General features: G+C 46.8%; 14 protein-coding genes. 1 reads left to right on the forward strand and 13 read right to left on the reverse strand.

Annotated elements, in window-relative coordinates; all coding sequences use genetic code 11:
* Positions 1-35 precede the first annotated feature (35 nt).
* The 7 genes from AK95_RS32150 to AK95_RS32180 form a co-directional block, all read right to left on the reverse strand.
* The gene (locus AK95_RS32150; protein ID WP_071224065.1) at positions 36-386 is read right to left on the reverse strand and encodes a DUF2512 family protein; all 351 of its coding nucleotides are present in this window, start codon (positions 384-386) and stop codon (positions 36-38) included.
* Between the two features lie 90 nt (positions 387-476).
* Entirely contained in the window at positions 477-1,907 is a 1,431-nt protein-coding gene (locus tag AK95_RS32155) for a sensor histidine kinase (protein ID WP_071224067.1), read from the reverse strand.
* Between the two features lie 3 nt (positions 1,908-1,910).
* Positions 1,911-2,615, reverse strand: coding sequence for a response regulator transcription factor (locus AK95_RS32160; RefSeq protein WP_071224071.1), 705 nt, complete (start codon positions 2,613-2,615; stop codon positions 1,911-1,913).
* A gap of 94 nt (positions 2,616-2,709) precedes the next feature.
* On the reverse strand, positions 2,710-4,914 hold the full coding sequence (locus AK95_RS32165; RefSeq protein ID WP_071224073.1) for a M1 family metallopeptidase: 2,205 nt from the start codon (positions 4,912-4,914) through the stop codon (positions 2,710-2,712).
* A 26-nt stretch (positions 4,915-4,940) separates the two neighbouring features.
* Entirely contained in the window at positions 4,941-5,306 is a 366-nt protein-coding gene (locus tag AK95_RS32170; RefSeq protein ID WP_071224075.1) for a YxeA family protein, read from the reverse strand.
* A gap of 22 nt (positions 5,307-5,328) precedes the next feature.
* Positions 5,329-7,260: an ABC transporter permease gene (locus AK95_RS32175; RefSeq protein WP_071224077.1), complete on the reverse strand. Its 1,932-nt coding sequence runs from the start codon at positions 7,258-7,260 to the stop codon at positions 5,329-5,331.
* Positions 7,247-8,014 (reverse strand): ABC transporter ATP-binding protein, encoded by a 768-nt coding sequence (locus AK95_RS32180; protein WP_071224078.1) that lies wholly within the window; start codon positions 8,012-8,014, stop codon positions 7,247-7,249. The genes AK95_RS32175 and AK95_RS32180 overlap by 14 nt, the downstream gene beginning before the upstream one ends.
* Positions 8,015-8,231: 217 nt before the next feature.
* Here AK95_RS32180 and glsA point away from each other — a divergent pair, with 217 nt between their 5' ends.
* On the forward strand, positions 8,232-9,173 hold the full coding sequence (gene glsA / locus AK95_RS32185; protein WP_071224080.1) for a glutaminase A: 942 nt from the start codon (positions 8,232-8,234) through the stop codon (positions 9,171-9,173).
* Between the two features lie 127 nt (positions 9,174-9,300).
* On the opposite strand, the gene AK95_RS32190 is transcribed toward glsA, so the two are convergent.
* From AK95_RS32190 to AK95_RS32215, 6 genes are all read right to left on the reverse strand, one after another.
* Complete coding sequence (locus AK95_RS32190) at positions 9,301-9,978, reverse strand: serine/threonine protein kinase (protein ID WP_071224082.1); 678 nt, start codon at positions 9,976-9,978, stop codon at positions 9,301-9,303.
* Positions 9,979-10,128: 150 nt separating this feature from the next.
* Positions 10,129-13,857, reverse strand: a complete 3,729-nt coding sequence (locus AK95_RS32195; protein ID WP_235613272.1) for a non-ribosomal peptide synthetase family protein — start codon at positions 13,855-13,857, stop codon at positions 10,129-10,131.
* Between the two features lie 48 nt (positions 13,858-13,905).
* Positions 13,906-15,678, reverse strand: a complete 1,773-nt coding sequence (locus AK95_RS32200; RefSeq protein WP_071224086.1) for a methyl-accepting chemotaxis protein — start codon at positions 15,676-15,678, stop codon at positions 13,906-13,908.
* A 499-nt stretch (positions 15,679-16,177) separates the two neighbouring features.
* Positions 16,178-16,510, reverse strand: a complete 333-nt coding sequence (locus AK95_RS32205) for a thioredoxin family protein (protein ID WP_071224088.1) — start codon at positions 16,508-16,510, stop codon at positions 16,178-16,180.
* A gap of 38 nt (positions 16,511-16,548) precedes the next feature.
* Positions 16,549-16,887 carry a bacillithiol system redox-active protein YtxJ gene (gene ytxJ, locus AK95_RS32210; RefSeq protein WP_071224090.1) on the reverse strand — a complete coding sequence of 113 codons (339 nt, stop codon included), beginning with the start codon at positions 16,885-16,887 and terminating at the stop codon, positions 16,549-16,551.
* A gap of 266 nt (positions 16,888-17,153) precedes the next feature.
* Positions 17,154-17,882 (reverse strand): class I SAM-dependent methyltransferase, encoded by a 729-nt coding sequence (locus AK95_RS32215; RefSeq protein WP_071224092.1) that lies wholly within the window; start codon positions 17,880-17,882, stop codon positions 17,154-17,156.
* Between the last annotated feature and the right edge of the window lie 103 nt (positions 17,883-17,985).

The following is a 17,985-nucleotide window of genomic DNA, read 5'->3' on the forward strand; positions in this document are numbered from 1 at the left end:
ATACGCATATTGATCGATATAAGGTTTTCCCGTGGTCACGAGGCCCGCCGTCTCTTTTCAAACAAATGCTCGCCCCTGAGCCACATATGATACAAATACTCAAAGCTTCCCGCAAGAACCGCAATCAGCAGGACCTCCGAGAAATCGATTGTCCAGTTTGCAACTCCACCGATGATCCACAGCATCACGAATACTAAGCCGGCATCCGCAATCGTTGCCATCATATTGCTGGTTCGGGGCAGAATATATAAATCCCCCACCAAATAAGCGACGATGCCAATTCCTAATGCCGTCAAGATAGCGCCTGTGAACGAAGCATCGGTGAGCGCAACCAGCAGTGCCGTAATCAAGACTCCATGCACCAACAACTTAACAAGCAGTTTCATAAGCGATACACTCCTTTTGCGGTAGTGTATCCCTTTTGCGTTTTTTTACTCCTGCCTATGGTACCTAATATCAATGGAAAACTATCACTCCTATTGGGCGCTGTTCCGTTCCAGTTTGATTTCAAGAACCGTGCCTTGGCCAACCGTGCTATGAACCTGAACATTCCCTCCATGCGCGATCACAATGTCATGCGTAATCGCCATGCCAAGACCTGATCCCTTATGGAGTTCTCCCGTATTGGTCCCACGGTAATAGCGATCGAAGATTCTTCCAAGCTCCTCCTGCTTAATGCCCTTTCCATTGTCCTCTATCCGAATCAGGATATGCTCATCATACTTCTCAACCCGGACCTTGATCGAAATATCCTCACGGTTATGAACAATTGCATTATAGATCAGATTGCTGATCGCTCGGCGTATCAGAATATCGTCAACCTCGAGTTTAATAACCTCATGACTGCTGCTAAAATCAATGTCCCGGTTGGCATACCTGGGGTCATTGAGGGTATCGATGACGACATTGCGTACCAGGCTCACGATGTTTGCATTTTTCTTATTCAACGTCAGCTCTTTATTCCTCAAGCGGGTCGACAGATTCAAGTCCTCGATCACGTCTCGCAAATATTTGGACTTTCCTTCGATGATCCCGGCGTAATCACGTATTTCATCCATGGAAAACTGATATTCCGTGTCCTTGATCATCTCCGCATAGCCTTGAATCGAAGCAAGAGGCGTTTTGATGTCATGCGAGATATTCCCGATCCACTCTTCCTTCATCGCATCCAATTTCTTTCTTTCCTTCTCGCTTGATTTCAGCTCTTCCGACAAAAGATTGATATTGGCAAACACGTCCTTATAAATCCCCTTAGGTTGATGATAGACGTTATAATCACGACCAGCTAAACGCTTAATGCTGTCGATTAAGATAAACATGGGTTTGGTCAGCCGCTTGCTGAAGATATAAGCGATGCATAAGGCGATAAATCCATCAACAATGATGATAAAAACACTAAAGACCTTAAACATTTGAGCAAAGTTCCGGGAATCGAAGGTTAACACTTGGCGCTCCAGGTATGGAGTCGTAAATCCAACCAAGTAACTGTAACGATGCTCGAAACCCTTCTTTTCGCCAACGAAAACGGTGGACAGTACTTCCTTTTCGACATACTTATAAATTTGCACGATATCGATGGGGGCGTACTTCGTTTTGGCCTCCTCCGGAGCAAGATAACGGTAGATTTCACCGCCATCCTCATCCAGAATTTGAACCCACGCTTGATTCTTCTCCAGAATCTCCTTGCCCTTCTCGCTTATCGAAACACCTGATCCGGTTATTACGATATGTTCCTGGAGGGATCGGGATATCGATTCCGCTGAGGTTTGCCTATTTAAGATTGGGAGATCCTCATTCACCGATTGTAGAATGAATAAACCGATAACCACGACGATGTTCATAATAATAACGATGACGACGATAAGAACCACGGAGACCAAATACCTGCCTGTCAGCTTCCACTTCATCCCTTATTCATCCTCTACGACAAGCTTATACCCAAGGCCTTTTACCGTGAGGAGATACCGGGGATTGGAAGGGTCATCTTCTATTTTCTCCCGCAGCCTCCGGATGTGAACCATCACGGTATTATCAAAACCGAAGAATTCCTCACCCCAGACCTGATCATATAAACTTTCCTTGCTGATGATCTGACCCGGATGTTTAAGCAGCAGCGTGAGCAATCCCAACTCTTTCGGTTTTAGCGGAATGACTTTGCCGTTCTTCTTCAGCTCTACCTTCTCTTCATCCAATTCAAAGGGGCCTTTCTTCATCACGCGCTTCGGTTTGTCCTCATGCTCAATAATATCCGGTCTCCGAAACCGGGCTTTGATCCGGTAAGCCACTTCCTTGGGACTAAATGGCTTGGTAATGTAATCGTCGCCGCCGATGGCGAATCCCAGGATTTTATCGATTTCTTCCGTCTTGGCCGATAAGAAGAATATCGGAACATTGGAGACGCTGCGAATTTTCTTGCATACTTCGTATCCTTCTCCGTCCGGGAGCATAATATCCAGAATAACAAGATCAGGCTGCCATTTCTGGAATTCAACCCATGCTGCTTCCGCTGTTCCTGCAGTATACACCTGATCGATGCCTTCCTTGATCAGCACGGTTTGAAGAAGCCTGACAATATCCGTCTCATCATCAACGACAAGTACCTTTTGATCAAACATCAATACGTTCACCCCCTGCTATAACCAACATTTTTCCCACCTGCCAGGCTGCTATTCAACAGAGCATGGCTCGGGAAGGGAACATACGTAATGCTTACTCCTCCGCAAAAAACTTCGATAGCGGATTCTCCTCTGATTTATCTAACACCACCTTGCCCTTCTTGTCCATCACATAGTACTGATAAAAAGTGCTCGTGAATCCGAGAGATTCCTGCATTTTCGCCATGTACGTCTCCAAGGCCTTGTCCTCTACATGATCTCCATTCCAGAAATAGTGCAGCATCAAGCGATTCTGATTGAATGGATGCTTGATCGCATACGCTCCGGAAGCACCTGATTGATTCATGGTATCCTTCCAAGCAAAGCCCATTTTGTTGGCCCGCTCGATGATACCGGATTTCAGCGCCTGGATCACCCCGTTCGATTTACCGTTGCCAATCACGATCAGATTGCTTGTCCCCAGTTCTTTCTTCAATTTCTTTTTCAATACCTGGCGATCCCGAATAACGTCATATTTCACTCCGCTGATATCAAAGAGCATCGTGAGCTGGTTCACCATGGCTTCTTGCTGCTTGTGTGCTGGACTGCTTACTTGGTCACTCAGAACGATCGATAACGGCTCTCCCTGGAGGGCCTTCTCCATGATGCGGCTCATCGTTTCGTAGGGCAGGTCTGGAATTTGGTTTAAGGATGTTTGATACAGCAATTGAAACTGATCATGCATATAAGCTGTTTTCTCTTCTTCTGACAGTTGGTATTCAGGCTTAAGTACAAAGCCCGGTTCGTATAGAGCCGTGGCCATTTCGTTACGGGCCTCTTTTCCCAGCACATCTTCAATCGTTTGGAGAAGTTCCTCGATTGTGGCATTTTTGTATACATAGCGTTTGAAATATTCCCTCATAAACTGATCGAACTTTACTTCGCCAACGGACCGGTACAATTGGTAAATCGCTTGGCGGCCTTTATCGTAATAAACCGGACTAGCCATATCCCCCACCTCGTCATTGTTCGACGCAATGGCAAGTTCCATTGGGGAAACGTCAAATTGAATGGATCTAAAGCCATTCAGCTTATCCCCCTGCTTCTCGGCAAAATACACCTTGGAAAAATCGGCAAAACCTTCGTCCAGGAACGATTCGTTCTCCGAATCGTTTCCGATCAGAGCATGGAACCACTGATGTGCAATTTCATGAACGAATACCGTGTCCTGCGCTGGATCGGCCTGGCTGTGAACCTGTCCCATCTGGATGACCCGTGAATATTCGATAGCCACGCCCTCCACGTAAGACTCGACGATTCGGAATTCCGGATAAGGATAAGCGCCATATTTATCACCAAAAAATTCAATGGCTTTAAATGCCTGATCGATATACCGATCAATGACCTGTTTCTTTCCCGGTTCGTTATCAAAATAAAAATATTCGATCGTCAAACCGTCGCGGGTAACACTGTCCACTTTGAAATTGGGACTGGCAAAAAATACAAATTCCCTTGTATTGTTGGAAACAGAGGTAACAACCTTACGGCCGGGTTCCACGTCATTCCTTGTCGCTATCGTGCCTGGCATCACCACCTGATAACCAGCGGGAACGTTAAACTCAACTTCATAATCTGCTGAAGTATAGTAATCGGTTTCGAACGTTGGACTGTAAGGGGTTGTGTCCCATTGATGCTTCTCCTCATCATAGACCGACATGACCGGAAACCAGTGAGCGCCATTCACAATATCCTGGTAATACGATAAGCGCTGCGAACCATACGGAATGTTCAGCGAGAAGTCCATATGTACCGTGATTGTTGCGCCTGGTTTCAAGGGCTCCTTCAATTGAATAGTCAAAGCCTGATCTTTATTATCGAACTCGAGAGCTTGGCTGTTAGCGTTCACTCCTTGAATATCAATACCTCCGAGAAAATCATCCGGCTTCTTCTCCGGATGGTTCTTGCTGATTTCTTCGTTCGATCGTTTAAACATGGACGTCTGCGTCGATTTCGAACGGTTGGCATCGGCAAAGGTATGGAATACCAGCTGATTCAACGTATCCTGACTCGTGTTACGATAGGTAACCATGCTGCTTCCCTGCATGGTCATGTTCTTCTCGTTCAGTCTCGCCTGAATATGATATTGAATCGGCGCATGCGCTTCAACGCTCGCAGAGACTTGTGAAATTGTAGACGGGGAAACGGCTTTTGCCACTGCATGACCCGCGCTGATGAGCGGGCATGCAGTCAATGTCAAAACAAGTGAGCTAATGATAGCCTTCTTCGATAGGCTCGTCGTTCTTTCTTTTAGATGAGTCACGTTATTCTCTCCCTCTGTTATCGTCCTTATTTTTCTAACGGTTCAAGCTTCATCTTGGCTTTTTCCGGAATTTCGTTTGCCTGTACCTCTTGATAGGAACTGACTCCCTTTTCTTTAACATATAAACGCAAGTACGCTTCCTTTCGCAGCTCTTTGTTTGCCCTAAAGGTTAACGTCTTCGCGCTCCCTTCTTTGTCGAACCCCTCCAGGTTGTACTCGTAGTAGATGTACTTCTCCCCGTTATCCGCTTTGTCTTCCACTCGGTTTCCATCTTGGATTTGCACATAATATGATTCTGTTCCGAGGCGATTGATGTTTACATTTTGAATGAATACAACAAATCCAATGAGGATGGCGACAAGAATGCCGCCGAAGATCAACGTTTTTTTCATGACTGTACTCCTTTATGATTGGTTATTTTGTTTTGGTTACGATTTTATAATAGGACCTAACGGTAACAACGTAATAGATCAAATAAACACAGGTGTAGACGGCCATACAGATTACGACCGGAATCACAAGATTCATATGCAGAAGCCTGAACAACGCAGAAAGTGCGACAGCGCAGTGCGCAATGCCGGCAGCGAGCGGCAAAGCAAAGATGAACAGCACTTGCTGGGCAATGCTCTTTTTAACCTCACGCCGATTTACGCCGATTTTGTATAATATCTGATATCTTGCCTTGTCCGAATTGGCCTCTGTCAATTGCTTGAAGTAAATGATGCTGCCTGTCGCCGTCAGGAACACAAGTCCCAGGAATCCTCCCATAAAAATCAACAGGCCTGACGATTCCATTCCTCTCGCATAATCATGATAATAGCTGGCGAATGAGGCGCTTTCCGGTAAGATGCCTTCCAGATCCTCCGTCAACTGCTTCGCTTTATCTTGATTCGATATGCCGTAAGCCTCCAGCAAAATCGTGTTAGTCTGTTTCTGCAAGTGCGTAAACAGTTCGTCGCTTACGACCACTGTAGAATAGACCGTCCCCATATTTAGCACGCTGAATTTCTTCAATCCCTTAAAGGTAATTTGCTGCTCCTGCTTGTCTGGTTTGAGCGTGACCGTAGAACCCACATACGTCGGTGAAATTCCTTCGTAATAGGCCGGGTCCAAGGCAACGGCCTCTTCTCCGCTTAAAGTGATGGTGTCTTTCCGGCCCTGCACCTTCGCCAGCTCGTTAAAATCATGCTCGGAGATGACGCTGTAAGTTTGGATATCTTGCGAAAATGCATCGTTCAGCCCTCTGACATCAGCGTCCACTTCAAGGACAGGGACGGACACATGATATAACAGCTCGTGATGTGCAGCTGAGCCGATCCGCTCGTCTGCGCGTTTGGTCACGCTGCTGTCATGGGAGATCCACATCATGCTGTTCGGGTTCGCTTGCTGGGCGCTGCTTGCATTGCTGTAATAAAAGCTGTAAGCCGTCCCAACAGCAGTAAGGGTTGTCGCGCTAAGTACAGCAATGATGGTGAGCGTTCGGGCGTTGCCTTTGATTCGATATAGAAGCTGAGAGACACCAATCATGTTCATCCCGTTCCAGAATCTGTTCTTATTGTTTCTGGACAATTTCAACAACGTAACGGTCAGGGTACTGAACAGCAGATACGTTCCGATAATCACGGTCATCAGGATGACGAGCGGCGTTAACATGAATCCCAGCGCCGCCCAAGCCTTGGATTGCAGCAGATTTTGCAGAGCAAGCCAATATCCGGTGCCTATGAATACCAGAGACAATATAGCGGTGATCCATGAAGCCTTCGGTTCCCGTTCTCCCTCTTGATCCGCATGAAACAATTCAATCAATTTGAACCGGTAGATCAATCGGTAACCCTGCAGCGATGTGATAAGCGTAATGATCATGAATACGATGGTGGTATTGATGATGGCCGCAGGCGATATCGAGAAATTCGACACCGCATCATATCCCATAACTTTCATTAACAGGGATACAAAGAATCTCGTCAGCACGGAGCCTAGAACCATCCCGGCTAGTAGAGCTAGCACACCCATCAGAAAGTTTTCATAAAATAACATCCGGCCGATTTGTTTCTTCCGCACACCGAGCAATGAATACAATCCGACTTCTTTCTTGCGCTTGCGGGTAAAGAAGGAATTGGAATACCAAATGAATATAGCCACGAAGATGATCAGCACGACAGCGGCACCGCTAAAGGCTGAACTGATTTTTGTCGATCCCTCCGCTGCGGACTGAATGGCAGTATCATATTTTAATGAAACAAAAGTGAAGTAAATGACGATACTAAAAATCATCGAAGCAAAATACAAAAAGTAATTGGTGAAATTTTTACGGATATTTTTTCTGGCTATGCTAAACAGTGTCATCGTGCTCACCCCCAAGTGCAGCCAGCACCTCCAGAATCTGATCAAAAAACACCTTGCGAAGTTGGTCTTCTCTATGAAGCTCCTGGTAAAGCTGTCCGTCTTTTATAAAAATGACGCGTTTGCAGTAGCTCGCAGCATAAGCATCGTGAGTGACCATCATGATGGTGGAATGATCGATCTCATTCAGTTTCTTTAAACTTTGCAGCAAGCTGGTTGCCGACTTGGAATCCAGCGCCCCTGTCGGCTCATCCGCCAATATGAGGCTTGGATTGGCGACAATTGCGCGCGAGGCCGCGGTACGCTGCTTCTGACCACCCGAGATGTGATAAGGATATTTGTTTAAGATATCGCGAATGCCAAACGTATCGGCAATCGCGTTAACCCGTTTCTCAATCTCGTCTGCAGGCACCTTGGACAACGCCAGTGGAAGCAAAATATTTTCTTTGACCGTGAGTGTGTCCAGCAGGTTGTAGTCCTGAAATATAAAGCCGAGCTGATTCCGGCGAAAATCCGATAGCTGCTCCTCGTTCATCGACACGATATGCTGTCCGGCAATGGTAATATCGCCTGCCGACGGTGTATCGATCGTCGAGAAAATATTCAGCAGCGTGGATTTGCCTGCCCCGGATGGTCCCATAATCCCGACAAACTCGCCTTCCTGAATCTCAAGATTAATATCGTGCAATGCCGTATATTGATTTCCTTGATTACCGAATGTTTTTTCTACATGTTTTGCTTGTAATATGGTTGTCATATCGCGTTCCCCTTCAAGTTGTCGTTAGTTAAGCACAGATGTAATTATAAAAGGCGAACCTTACACGATTTTTATACGAACCTTACATAAAGCTTAACAAACTTGCTCAGTACACAAACACGAGCATGGCTTACTCAGAACAAAACAAAAACCCGCAGCATGGACACGGCCATGGCGGGCTTATAAGGTGTTTAACACCAAGAAAGGGGTTTGACAGATGAGGCCAACCGAAATCGAAGCCATCCGACGGCAGCTTCCCGGCTGGCTGGAAGCCAGTTTACCATGTGTCAGCAGAGGCAAAGTCGCCGCCTACATCCCAGAGCTGTCCAAAGCTCCGCATGCTGCTCTAGGCATCACCCTTCTGAACACTATGGGCGAATCCGCCACAGCCGGGGACTGCGGGCTGCGCTTTACGATGCAGAGCATCTCCAAAGTGTTTACGCTAATATTAGCCCTGATGGACAATGGAGAGGATGCCGTCTTCAGCAAGGTTGGCATGGAGCCGACCGGAGACAACTTTAATTCCATGCTGAAGCTGGAGTTAGTAAGGCCCGGCATTCCCTTCAATCCGATGATTAACGCAGGCGCGATAACCGTTTCTTCCTTAATTCACGGAGACAGCCCGAGCGAGAAATCCGACCGAATTCTTCAGTTTCTTCAAGAGCTATCAGGCAACGCTGGTTTGGAATACGACTTGGGCGTTTACCGTTCAGAATCGGAAACCGGGAATCTGAATCGTTCCATAGCATTCTTTTTGAAGGAAAACGGGGTGCTCAGCGGAGATGTTGAAGAGGTGTTAGAGGTGTATTTTCGGCACTGCTCCATCGCTGTGAATTGCGCCGATCTAGCCAGAATGGCATTAGTGCTGGCTTGCAGCGGTACGGATCCGATTACCGGCAACACGCTCATACCTAGAAGGTATGTTCAAATCGCCAGGACGTTCATGACAACGTGCGGCATGTACAACGCATCAGGAGAATTCGCCATTCAGGTAGGGTTGCCCGCCAAGAGCGGCGTTTCAGGGGGCATTTTAACTTTTGTGCCGGGACGTTATGGAATCGGTGTGCTGGGACCCGCACTGAATGACAAGGGCAACAGCTATGCCGGCGTACATTTGCTGCAGACCATATCCCGAGAGATGAACTGGAGTATCTTCTAATGACCAAAATCCCCCTGGAGCCGTTACAGCTTCAGGGGGATTGATTCCGCCGTATATATTCTGATGATAGCGCTTCGTTTGCTAAGCGGGGAATGCTCCCACCCCGTTTGGAATAGTCCCGGTTATCCTATTTCCTGAAGAACAGTCGTCCAATCCGGTCCGCAAATTCCTGCATATTCACACTGGATGGGTCTAGACGGTAATACCCGTTCTTCACGGCCTCCAACACCCAGAGTGGTAACTTTTTGCCCTCAAGCAGCGGATATACGTTGTCGTAAGCCCACACGAGATGCTCCCAGCGTTTATCGTTTCCATCCTGAATATACTCCGATACATCGAGTACCTTCCCTCTCCCTTCCTGCAGCAGTACATTCTTCAAATGAATATCCCGCGGGTTTAAGCCCTTGCTGCGCACAAAGGAGCGTGCTGCTTCAACATCATCGATGACCTGCCTCGGAACGGGCATACCATAGAGCAAACAGTCGTACAGAGTGAATCCGGATTCATGGCTGATCGCCACGTAACGCTCACCTGCTCCATAAAATACAGGAAAATAGGGGCTTCCCACCAACTCTTGATAGACCTTAATCTCCGCTTCCTTCTTAGGCTGCGCCTCCGCAGCATACAGTTTAAACGCATAAGCCGGCAAAGGTTCGTATACGAATACTGCAGCATCCGTACCAATTCCGATGCAGCGCAGGTCATCCGATTCGCCTTCAATCGTTACAGGGTCGTTCTCTCCATTCTTGAAAACTTCCATGCAAGCCAGTGCGGTCTCTGCCTGCTTCCAATGTTCGTGATTCATGGGCCACCTCATTTGGTGTTACTGGACTTAAATCAGTATGATCGTACCACACTCCAGCCACAAAAAAAATATTTGCATGCTATGCCTGATCCTGACCACAAAAAAACCGCGAGAGCTTCTCGCGGTTTCATGCTTGCTGCCTGCCTATGATTACTCCGGTTTCACGAAATATCCAATACCAGCGGCGTATTCAATCATTTTTTCGAATAAAAGCTTGTCCGGTAAAGCGCATTTTACCCCTGTGTGCTTGAGGAATTCCGAGGTTTGCGGACAAGTATACCGGTAGATGGAATTCTTGGCTCCGTCGCCTTCGAATTGCGCCATCGCCAGCTCAAGGCCTTCCTTATCCTTCGGCTGCTGAGGATCCAATAACCATGCCTCGTATTCCTTCCAGTCCATCACCGAAATGTCATATCCATAGGCTTTGAAATGCTCCACCATCTCCTCATAAGGAACGGCAACCGGGTTGCAGATATGGAACACCCGCCCGACCGTTTCCTGCTGAAGCAGCAGTGCGGTAATGGCTTCCCCGGCATAGTTAATCGGCGTAATATCTACTTCCCATCTCACACCGGGCGCTTTCTTCAACAGCAGCATCGCTTTCAGCATGCGGTAAAACGCGTTGTTATCGATGTTTTTCTGGAAAATTCCATTCTCCGAGTTACAGGACAAATTCCCCACGCGATAAACCGATGATGGAATGCCTCGATCTGAACCGGCTTTAATGACCAGCTTCTCTGCCTCCAGCTTGCTGTTCGTATAGACATTCTCAATGGACGACTCTTCATATCCCGTTCCGGCAACGATGGCATCCCACTGACCGCCCAGTGCCAAATCTTCAGGGATCCCAAGCGTAGAAATAAAGTGAAAACGGATATGCGGTCTTCTCTGAGCCAAAGCCAACAAACGGTCCGTACTCTCCACATTAACTCTCGCAAAATAGCCGGAATCGCCAAAATGCTTCACTTCGGCTCCGCAATGAATGATGGAATCGATGCGCGCTTCAATCATGGCACGGTCTTCAGCTCCGAGCCCTAGATATTCCTGCTCCAAGTCGCCTTGAATCGCAATCACCCTTTTGTCCATTCGAGACTTGACCTCTTCGCCAAAATATCCGGTCATGATCTGCTCAAGGCGGGCATAGGGCTCCATCTGCTTTGTTGGTCGAATCAGACAATACAGGGTAGCGGTCGATTGTTTGAGCAGTTCATACAGCAGATGTGACCCCAAATATCCCGTGGCGCCTGTCAGCAAAATATGCTGCTGGTGATAGATGGGTTGTTCCGAACCATCGTTGATCGGGAAAGAGATCGGATACTCAGCCAAATCCTGAATAGGAAGATCCCTATCTTCTAATTGATCGGCTGGGATCGTTACTTGCCCCAATTCCTCTACTCGCTCCGCTAATTTTGCAATCGTCGGATACACAAAGAAATCATTGATCTTCAACTGTGGGTACTGCGGCTTAAGGAGCACCAGAATCTCCAGTATTTTCAGCGAATACCCGCCGATATCAAAGAAATCGTTGTGGATGCCGATCTTGGTTTGTCCAAGTGCTTGTTCCCAAGCCGCAGCAACATTCCGCTGAATATCGTTAACCGGTGCCTCGTAGTGGGAGTCATCCTCTTCCATCTCCATCGACAATTCGTACATTGCCAGCTTCTTACGGTCGATCTTACCGGTCGGGGATAGCGGCATTTCTTCCACGAAACACATGTATTTAGGAATCATGTAACCAGGTACTTTCTGACCTAAAAACTGCACCAAATCCTTAGCGGAAGCTGCCTGTCCATCATGGGTTGTATAGAATGCCGCTAACATTTTGGTTCCGTCCTCGTCCATTCTCGGAATAACCGCGATGTCCTTTACTTGTTGGTGCTTCGCCAGATTGTCTTCGATCTCCCCAATCTCGATCCGGAAGCCTCTGATCTTCACCTGCGAATCTTTACGTCCCCGGTATTCCACTTGTCCGTTCGGCAGCAGACGAACCAAGTCTCCGGAACGGTAGTATTGTTTTCCTGATTCCGGTGTTATCGGATCCAGAATGAAGGCTTCTTTTGTTTTCTCCGGCTGATTCAGATACCCTTTGGCTACGCCGACCGAGCAGATCAGCAGCTCTCCGGTTACGCAAGTTGGACATAACTCATTATGTTCATTCACAATATACAATTCATAGTTGGCAAAAGGCGTCCCGATATACACGGTGGCCAGATCGTCCGGAACCGGATAATCCACGACATGACCTGTTGCTACAACCGTTGTTTCCGTTGGGCCGTATAGATTCACGATTGGAATCTGCAGCTTTTTCTGGAACATCCGAACGGTTTCTCCGGCCAGCGCTTCCCCTCCGACGACGATCGTCTTGATATTCCGGTATTTATGTGTGTCTTCCACAGGCAAATACGCTGCCAATTGATTAAAAAACACCGTAGGCAATATGGCGACACGGGTTGCCTTGGTTTCTGCTACGGCCTCCGTAAAGGCGTCTATGGAGAAACGCTGTTCATCGGTAAGAAGATGCAGTCGTGAACCGCATGCCAACGATCCGAATATATCGTATACGGAAGCATCAAAGCTGAATGTGGAATATTGAAGAATGATATCCTGTTCACTCATCTGTAAATTCTCTTGATTGGCAAGTGCCAAATTCACGACGCCTTGATGGGCGATTAAGGCCCCTTTCGGTTTGCCCGTCGAACCGGAGGTATAGATAATGTATGCCAAATCATCGCCTTCAACGCGGACGCCACAGGCTTCATCCGAGTACGAAAGGAATTGTTCATCCAGACAGAAGTACGCTGGCTTCGGTTGAAAACCAGCCAGGAGTCCATCCAGCTTGGCTGTAAAGTCCTGATGCGTCAGAATGATCGCCGATTGGGTATCCTCGATAATATAGGCATTTCTTTCGTCTGGATGTGATGGATCCAGCGGGATATAGGCTCCGCCGGCCTTGAGCACACCGAGCATACTGACAATCGTATCCAGGCCCCTCTTCATAAATATCGAGACGAATTGGCCTTTACGCAGTCCCTTGTCTATAAGCATATGTGAAATTTGGTTTGACAACCGGTCAAGCTGCTCATACGATACTTGCTCATGACCTGTCGATAGCGCGATTCGCTTCGGAAATTTCTCCACAATGGAAGCAAGCATCGACACAATGGTAGGATCCTTCGGGAGCTCCTTCTTCGTGTCATTGAGTATCGAGTACGCGTTCTTATCCTCTTCTGTCAGCATAGGCAAACGGCTAACCGGAACATCCATATGTTCAAGAGCCGCCGTTGCGAGCAGCTCAAAATGCCTGCTGAATTTTTCGATCGTTTCTTCTCGATACAATGGTTGGGCATAGGATACATAGAGTGTCCACTCGTCCTTCTTCTCCTCCTGAACCATCCAGTTCAGCCAGCTGGAACTATAAGCATAACCATTCCCATTATGGCCATAGACCGTTTGGAGCGAGAGCGGTTGACCGGTGAATCCTTCTATATCTTCAAGCGAAAAGCTGCTTATTTCAATGTGCTCCATTTTGCCGAGAATTTGCTCATAGATCTGTGCGAATGAGTCGTTGCCGCTTAAGTTAACTCTCAGCGGAAGGAGATTGCCCTTTTCATTGTTCACGCCAATCAGTAAATCGGTATCGTGAGTCATTCGGTATAGAAACACCACATAGCTTGTGAGCATCCACACCTTCATGTCATATAAATCGCGGAACCGCTTGATTTTACCGGTTTCGATATGAAGCTTCAACGTCGTGCGATCAAGCTCTTGCTCCTGAAGATGCGCTGGACCATCGGTGTACAGATAGAATCCCGGTAAAGGTAGCTGCAGTTCATTCAACCAATATTCTTTGCCTTGTTCGATCATCAATGTTGTATTCAAAGGTTTCAGCTCCATCTTTTTTTCTCTACTGTTTTTGTTCTCGCAACACTACACACGCAATTTGTTTACAAGGGCCTCCAGCTCAGCGGAAACCTGGCTGATCTGTTCTGCAGATTCGAAAATTTTGGCGAAGGAAGCCTGCTGTTCCTTGGCACTGATCCGGATCTCACCCGATACAGACGAGTTTCTCTCTGCAAGCTCTGCCAATTGTTTAATCGCTGCGGTAATCTGTTCGGTCTCGGCAACCATTTGCTGGGTAGCTGCAGACACCTCTTGAATTTGACTCGTCACCGTATCGGTTGCCACCAGCATGCCTTTAAACAGCTCACCCGTTTCTTTGACAACCTCAATTCCCTTAGCGACGTTGTGTTCTCCTTCGCTGATGGCTTCTACCGCAGATGCCGTTTCATCCTGAATGTATCGAACCAATTCAATGATTTGGTCCGCCGATTTTCTGGATTCCTCCGAAAGCTTCTTCACTTCACTGGCGACGACAGCAAACCCGCGGCCCTCTTCGCCGGCTCTTGCCGCCTCGATTCCGGCATTGAGTGATAACAGATTCGTCTGAGAGGCAATTTCGGTAATAACCTGCACGATCTGACCAATCTCATGTGAACGGTTCTGCAGCTTCTCGATGATATGCACCGAGTTTTTGACCGAATGATCGATGGAATTCATCTGCTCGATAACCTGCTCCACATTGTGGTTACCACGCTCCGATTGCTCCTTCATCTGCACCGATATCTCAGAAAGATCCGATGTATTGCCGGCAATCGTTGATACGCCGGACGAGATTTCCTCAAGCGAAACCACGCTTTCGGTAATGGAAGTGCTTTGCAGAGCAACGCGTTCCGACATTTCCTCCATATTCTTAGTAATAGCTGAAGATTTGTTATTATTGACTTCCACAGCCGAGAAGAGAAATTTAGACTGCTCTGCAGACTGTTCCGATACCGTTTTGATCGTTGTGACAAGTTCATTAATATGATTGACGGTTGTATTAAACTTGGCATTGACCTGCCCCAGCTCATCTTCGCCAGCTTTTAATTGGACGGTAAAGTCACCTTTGCTCAGCTTGTCCAGCGCCCCCATTAATGCTTGAATCGGTGCGAATGTCCGTCTGATCGTGAAGTATTGCAGCGCTAATACGATCAGCAAGGTAATCAGCAGCGCAAAAACCGTATTGGTGATCAATTCCTGTTTCCCGGAAGCGATTAAGCTTGCATCCACGTCGATCCCCATGTAAGCAAAAATTTCCCCGCTGGCATCCTGGAAAGGATGCAGCACGGTGATCCAGGTACCATAATTGTCTTTATAGGCTTTGGTGTAGACGATTTTTTTCGTTTTCAGCATCTCTCTTACGGCATCGGCATGGATATCCGGCTGTTCGTATAAGTCGCCCAGATTCAAGTCTTCTTCGGCAAACATATCGAGCACTGCCGTCGGCATGGCAATAATCGAGGTCTGGTTGCCACCCTCGAGCTCCGGTCCAAAAATATAGCCCTGTGCAATATTGGGATGCGTTAAGGATAGATCATCAAACGTCTTGGTAAGTTTTTTTTGGATATCCGCATTGCGGTCGGTGGCGCCTTTCACCGCTAGAGCATCTTCCACCGATACGGACTTAACCAAGGTATCCATAATTTTTCCAGAATCGGATTGCAGCTGCTTCGTCAGCACGTTGTCCTGGATATAATAACTAGATCCAATAACGACAGCACCCGTAATAATGATATACAGGCTTGTCCATAACATATTTTTTGTAACAATGCTCAAATTTTTAAAACGCATTCCTCTTGATAACGGTTTTGGCTCACTCACTTGGTGTCTCTCCTTTGATATCTCTTATGTATCTTCCAATTAAAATAGGGATTTCTTTTGCGAACCTGTCGCATCACCTACTTTCCTGGAAACTATAAAATTTCCGGAATTTTTCATGAATACATTACATTTTTCAAAAATGTTCATCTTGAATGAACCGCTTTCCCCTCCATCATTCTTCTGACATAGGTCCATTCCACACAAAGTTCTTGTTATGCGAAATTCCAGTTCAATAGATCCATATTCACGTTATGATTCCATAAACCTTACATCTTTTGTACTATTAATAAATCGGCATATCCCCTTTAATTTTTAATACTTTAGTAATATTTGAATGCAAATTAGTCCTGATTTTCGACAAATATTTGAATTTTTCATGACTGCTATTGCCTTAAAGTTCCGCTTTTTCAGCTTGTTTTGAAACGCAAAAAAGACGACATTCCGTAAGTCTTGTGACTTAGGAATATCGCCTTTTGGTTCATTGCTTTTTCGCTGATATCTAGCTAAAGAGCTCCATCAAGTTTTTTAATTTCTTTTCTAACGCGCCAAACAGTACAAAGCGATCCTCTCTCAGATGCTCTTTTCCCTCTACGAATAAGAGGAGTACCGGAGCGGTAAATATCAAATATCTCGAGGCGATTTCCCCGACGGCTTCGCCTTGGATATGTCCCAATGAGATACGAGGGAACTGCTCCAACAATTGTCTAAGTTTGGGTAAGATCGCGTGGCATACGCTGCAATCTTGTCTGGATACATAAACAAAACTGAAGGTGTGATCTTGAATAAACCGCTCGATGGCCTCTATCGATCTTAGTTCTTCCAGTTCTTTCATCTTTTACACCATACTTTCAGGCGCGACAAAGGATTATGTCAGTCCAGAACCGCGGTGATATGCGCAGACGTAACCGCCCAGTGTGAGGCCGTCCAATATTTCGCTTGGTCCTTCACATAGATAATTTGCGGTGATTCATGCTTTACGTTCAAATCCTCGGCAATTTTATTGGAAACCGGCCGGGACTCAATGACTTTAACCAGCGTGTAATCCACATCGCTGTTTGGTGCCTTTTTCAAGTAAGATTCGAACTCCGAAAGAGCATTGGAGCTAACCGGGCATGTCGTGCTATGCTTCAAAATAACTTGGCCGCGCTCGGAGGATTTTTCCAGAATCGCATTCCATTCTTCTAATGTCGTGATTTCATTCCATTGCATATGATATTCTCCCCTTGGATGTGATGTAATGCATTGCATTGCATTGCTTCTATTATACAACCAATCGCTATGATACACATAGGCTGTAGCGTTCTTTCATGCGTAGAAAGTCTTAGGGTGATTATCCTTCTTCAATCGATAACCGAATCACGGCCGGAGTGTCTGATTGCCGTCATACCAGCAAATCGTATCTTCCGTCACGTCCTTCGAGCACAAAAAGAACCGCGATGGACGCGGTTCCCTTATGAATATGTATGGATTCGAAGTTATGATTTTAAGGCTTTCACAATCAAAAAGTGAGGGTTCGTCATCAGGCGATCATACCATTTGGCCATCCATTCCTTAGCTTCCGGGTTGTCTTTATCCGCTAAACTGGGCTGCGGCTCAATCAGCTGATCGATTCGAAACCGTGAAGAAGTTACGTTGATGATTTCCTGAATCGGTCTTCTATAAAAGGAGACTTCGACGGGTCCGGACTCCGGTTTGTTCCAAACCTCCGTCAATAACTCACGAGCAAAGTAATCTTGGCGATCAAAATGTTTAACATCCATAAAGGGATGATGAACGGAGTAAATCAAACTGCCGCCAGGTTTCAGCACGCGCTGAAATTCGCGAAAGGTCGGCGCCCAATCCTCGATGTAGTGAAGCGTCAATGAACTTACGATAAGATCAAAAACCTCATCTTCAAAGGGCAGATCCTCGGTTATGTCGCATGCGAATACCGTCGCTTCATTGCCGACTCGCCTCTTACAGGCTTCTACCATCGCCGGACTCAGATCAACCGCTGTGACCCGGGCCCCTCGTTTAAGAAATTGCTCCGTATACCACCCCGCGGCACAACCAGCATCAAGGACGGTCATTTGCTCCATGTTCGCCGGTAACAAATGCATCATGGCCGGCCTTTCGTAATACGCATTATGTCCACTCTGCGAATCTACATGCCGCTCGTAGTCTCCAGCCAGCTTATCATATGCTTTAATGACCTTCTCCTTCATGGTTCATCCCCCCTCTAGTGACAGAACTTCATTAAGCAAATCCTTGAACATCCGATGAAGATTAACGTATCGATTTCTGCTATATCCATTCCCGATCCTCCGA

The sequence above is a fragment of the Paenibacillus sp. LC231 genome, from assembly GCF_001860525.1.
Lineage (GTDB): Bacteria > Bacillota > Bacilli > Paenibacillales > Paenibacillaceae > Paenibacillus_AQ.

Coding starts and splice junctions, on each gene's coding strand:
- AK95_RS32150 (WP_071224065.1), bottom strand. CDS start 386: ATGAAACTGCTTGTTAAGTTGTTGGTGCATGGAGTCTTGATTACGGCA.
- AK95_RS32155 (WP_071224067.1), bottom strand. CDS start 1,907: ATGAAGTGGAAGCTGACAGGCAGGTATTTGGTCTCCGTGGTTCTTATC.
- AK95_RS32160 (WP_071224071.1), bottom strand. CDS start 2,615: ATGTTTGATCAAAAGGTACTTGTCGTTGATGATGAGACGGATATTGTC.
- AK95_RS32170 (WP_071224075.1), bottom strand. CDS start 5,306: ATGAAAAAAACGTTGATCTTCGGCGGCATTCTTGTCGCCATCCTCATT.
- AK95_RS32175 (WP_071224077.1), bottom strand. CDS start 7,260: ATGACACTGTTTAGCATAGCCAGAAAAAATATCCGTAAAAATTTCACC.
- AK95_RS32180 (WP_071224078.1), bottom strand. CDS start 8,014: ATGACAACCATATTACAAGCAAAACATGTAGAAAAAACATTCGGTAAT.
- glsA (WP_071224080.1), top strand. CDS start 8,232: ATGAGGCCAACCGAAATCGAAGCCATCCGACGGCAGCTTCCCGGCTGG.
- AK95_RS32190 (WP_071224082.1), bottom strand. CDS start 9,978: ATGAATCACGAACATTGGAAGCAGGCAGAGACCGCACTGGCTTGCATG.
- AK95_RS32205 (WP_071224088.1), bottom strand. CDS start 16,510: ATGAAAGAACTGGAAGAACTAAGATCGATAGAGGCCATCGAGCGGTTT.
- ytxJ (WP_071224090.1), bottom strand. CDS start 16,887: ATGCAATGGAATGAAATCACGACATTAGAAGAATGGAATGCGATTCTG.
- AK95_RS32215 (WP_071224092.1), bottom strand. CDS start 17,882: ATGAAGGAGAAGGTCATTAAAGCATATGATAAGCTGGCTGGAGACTAC.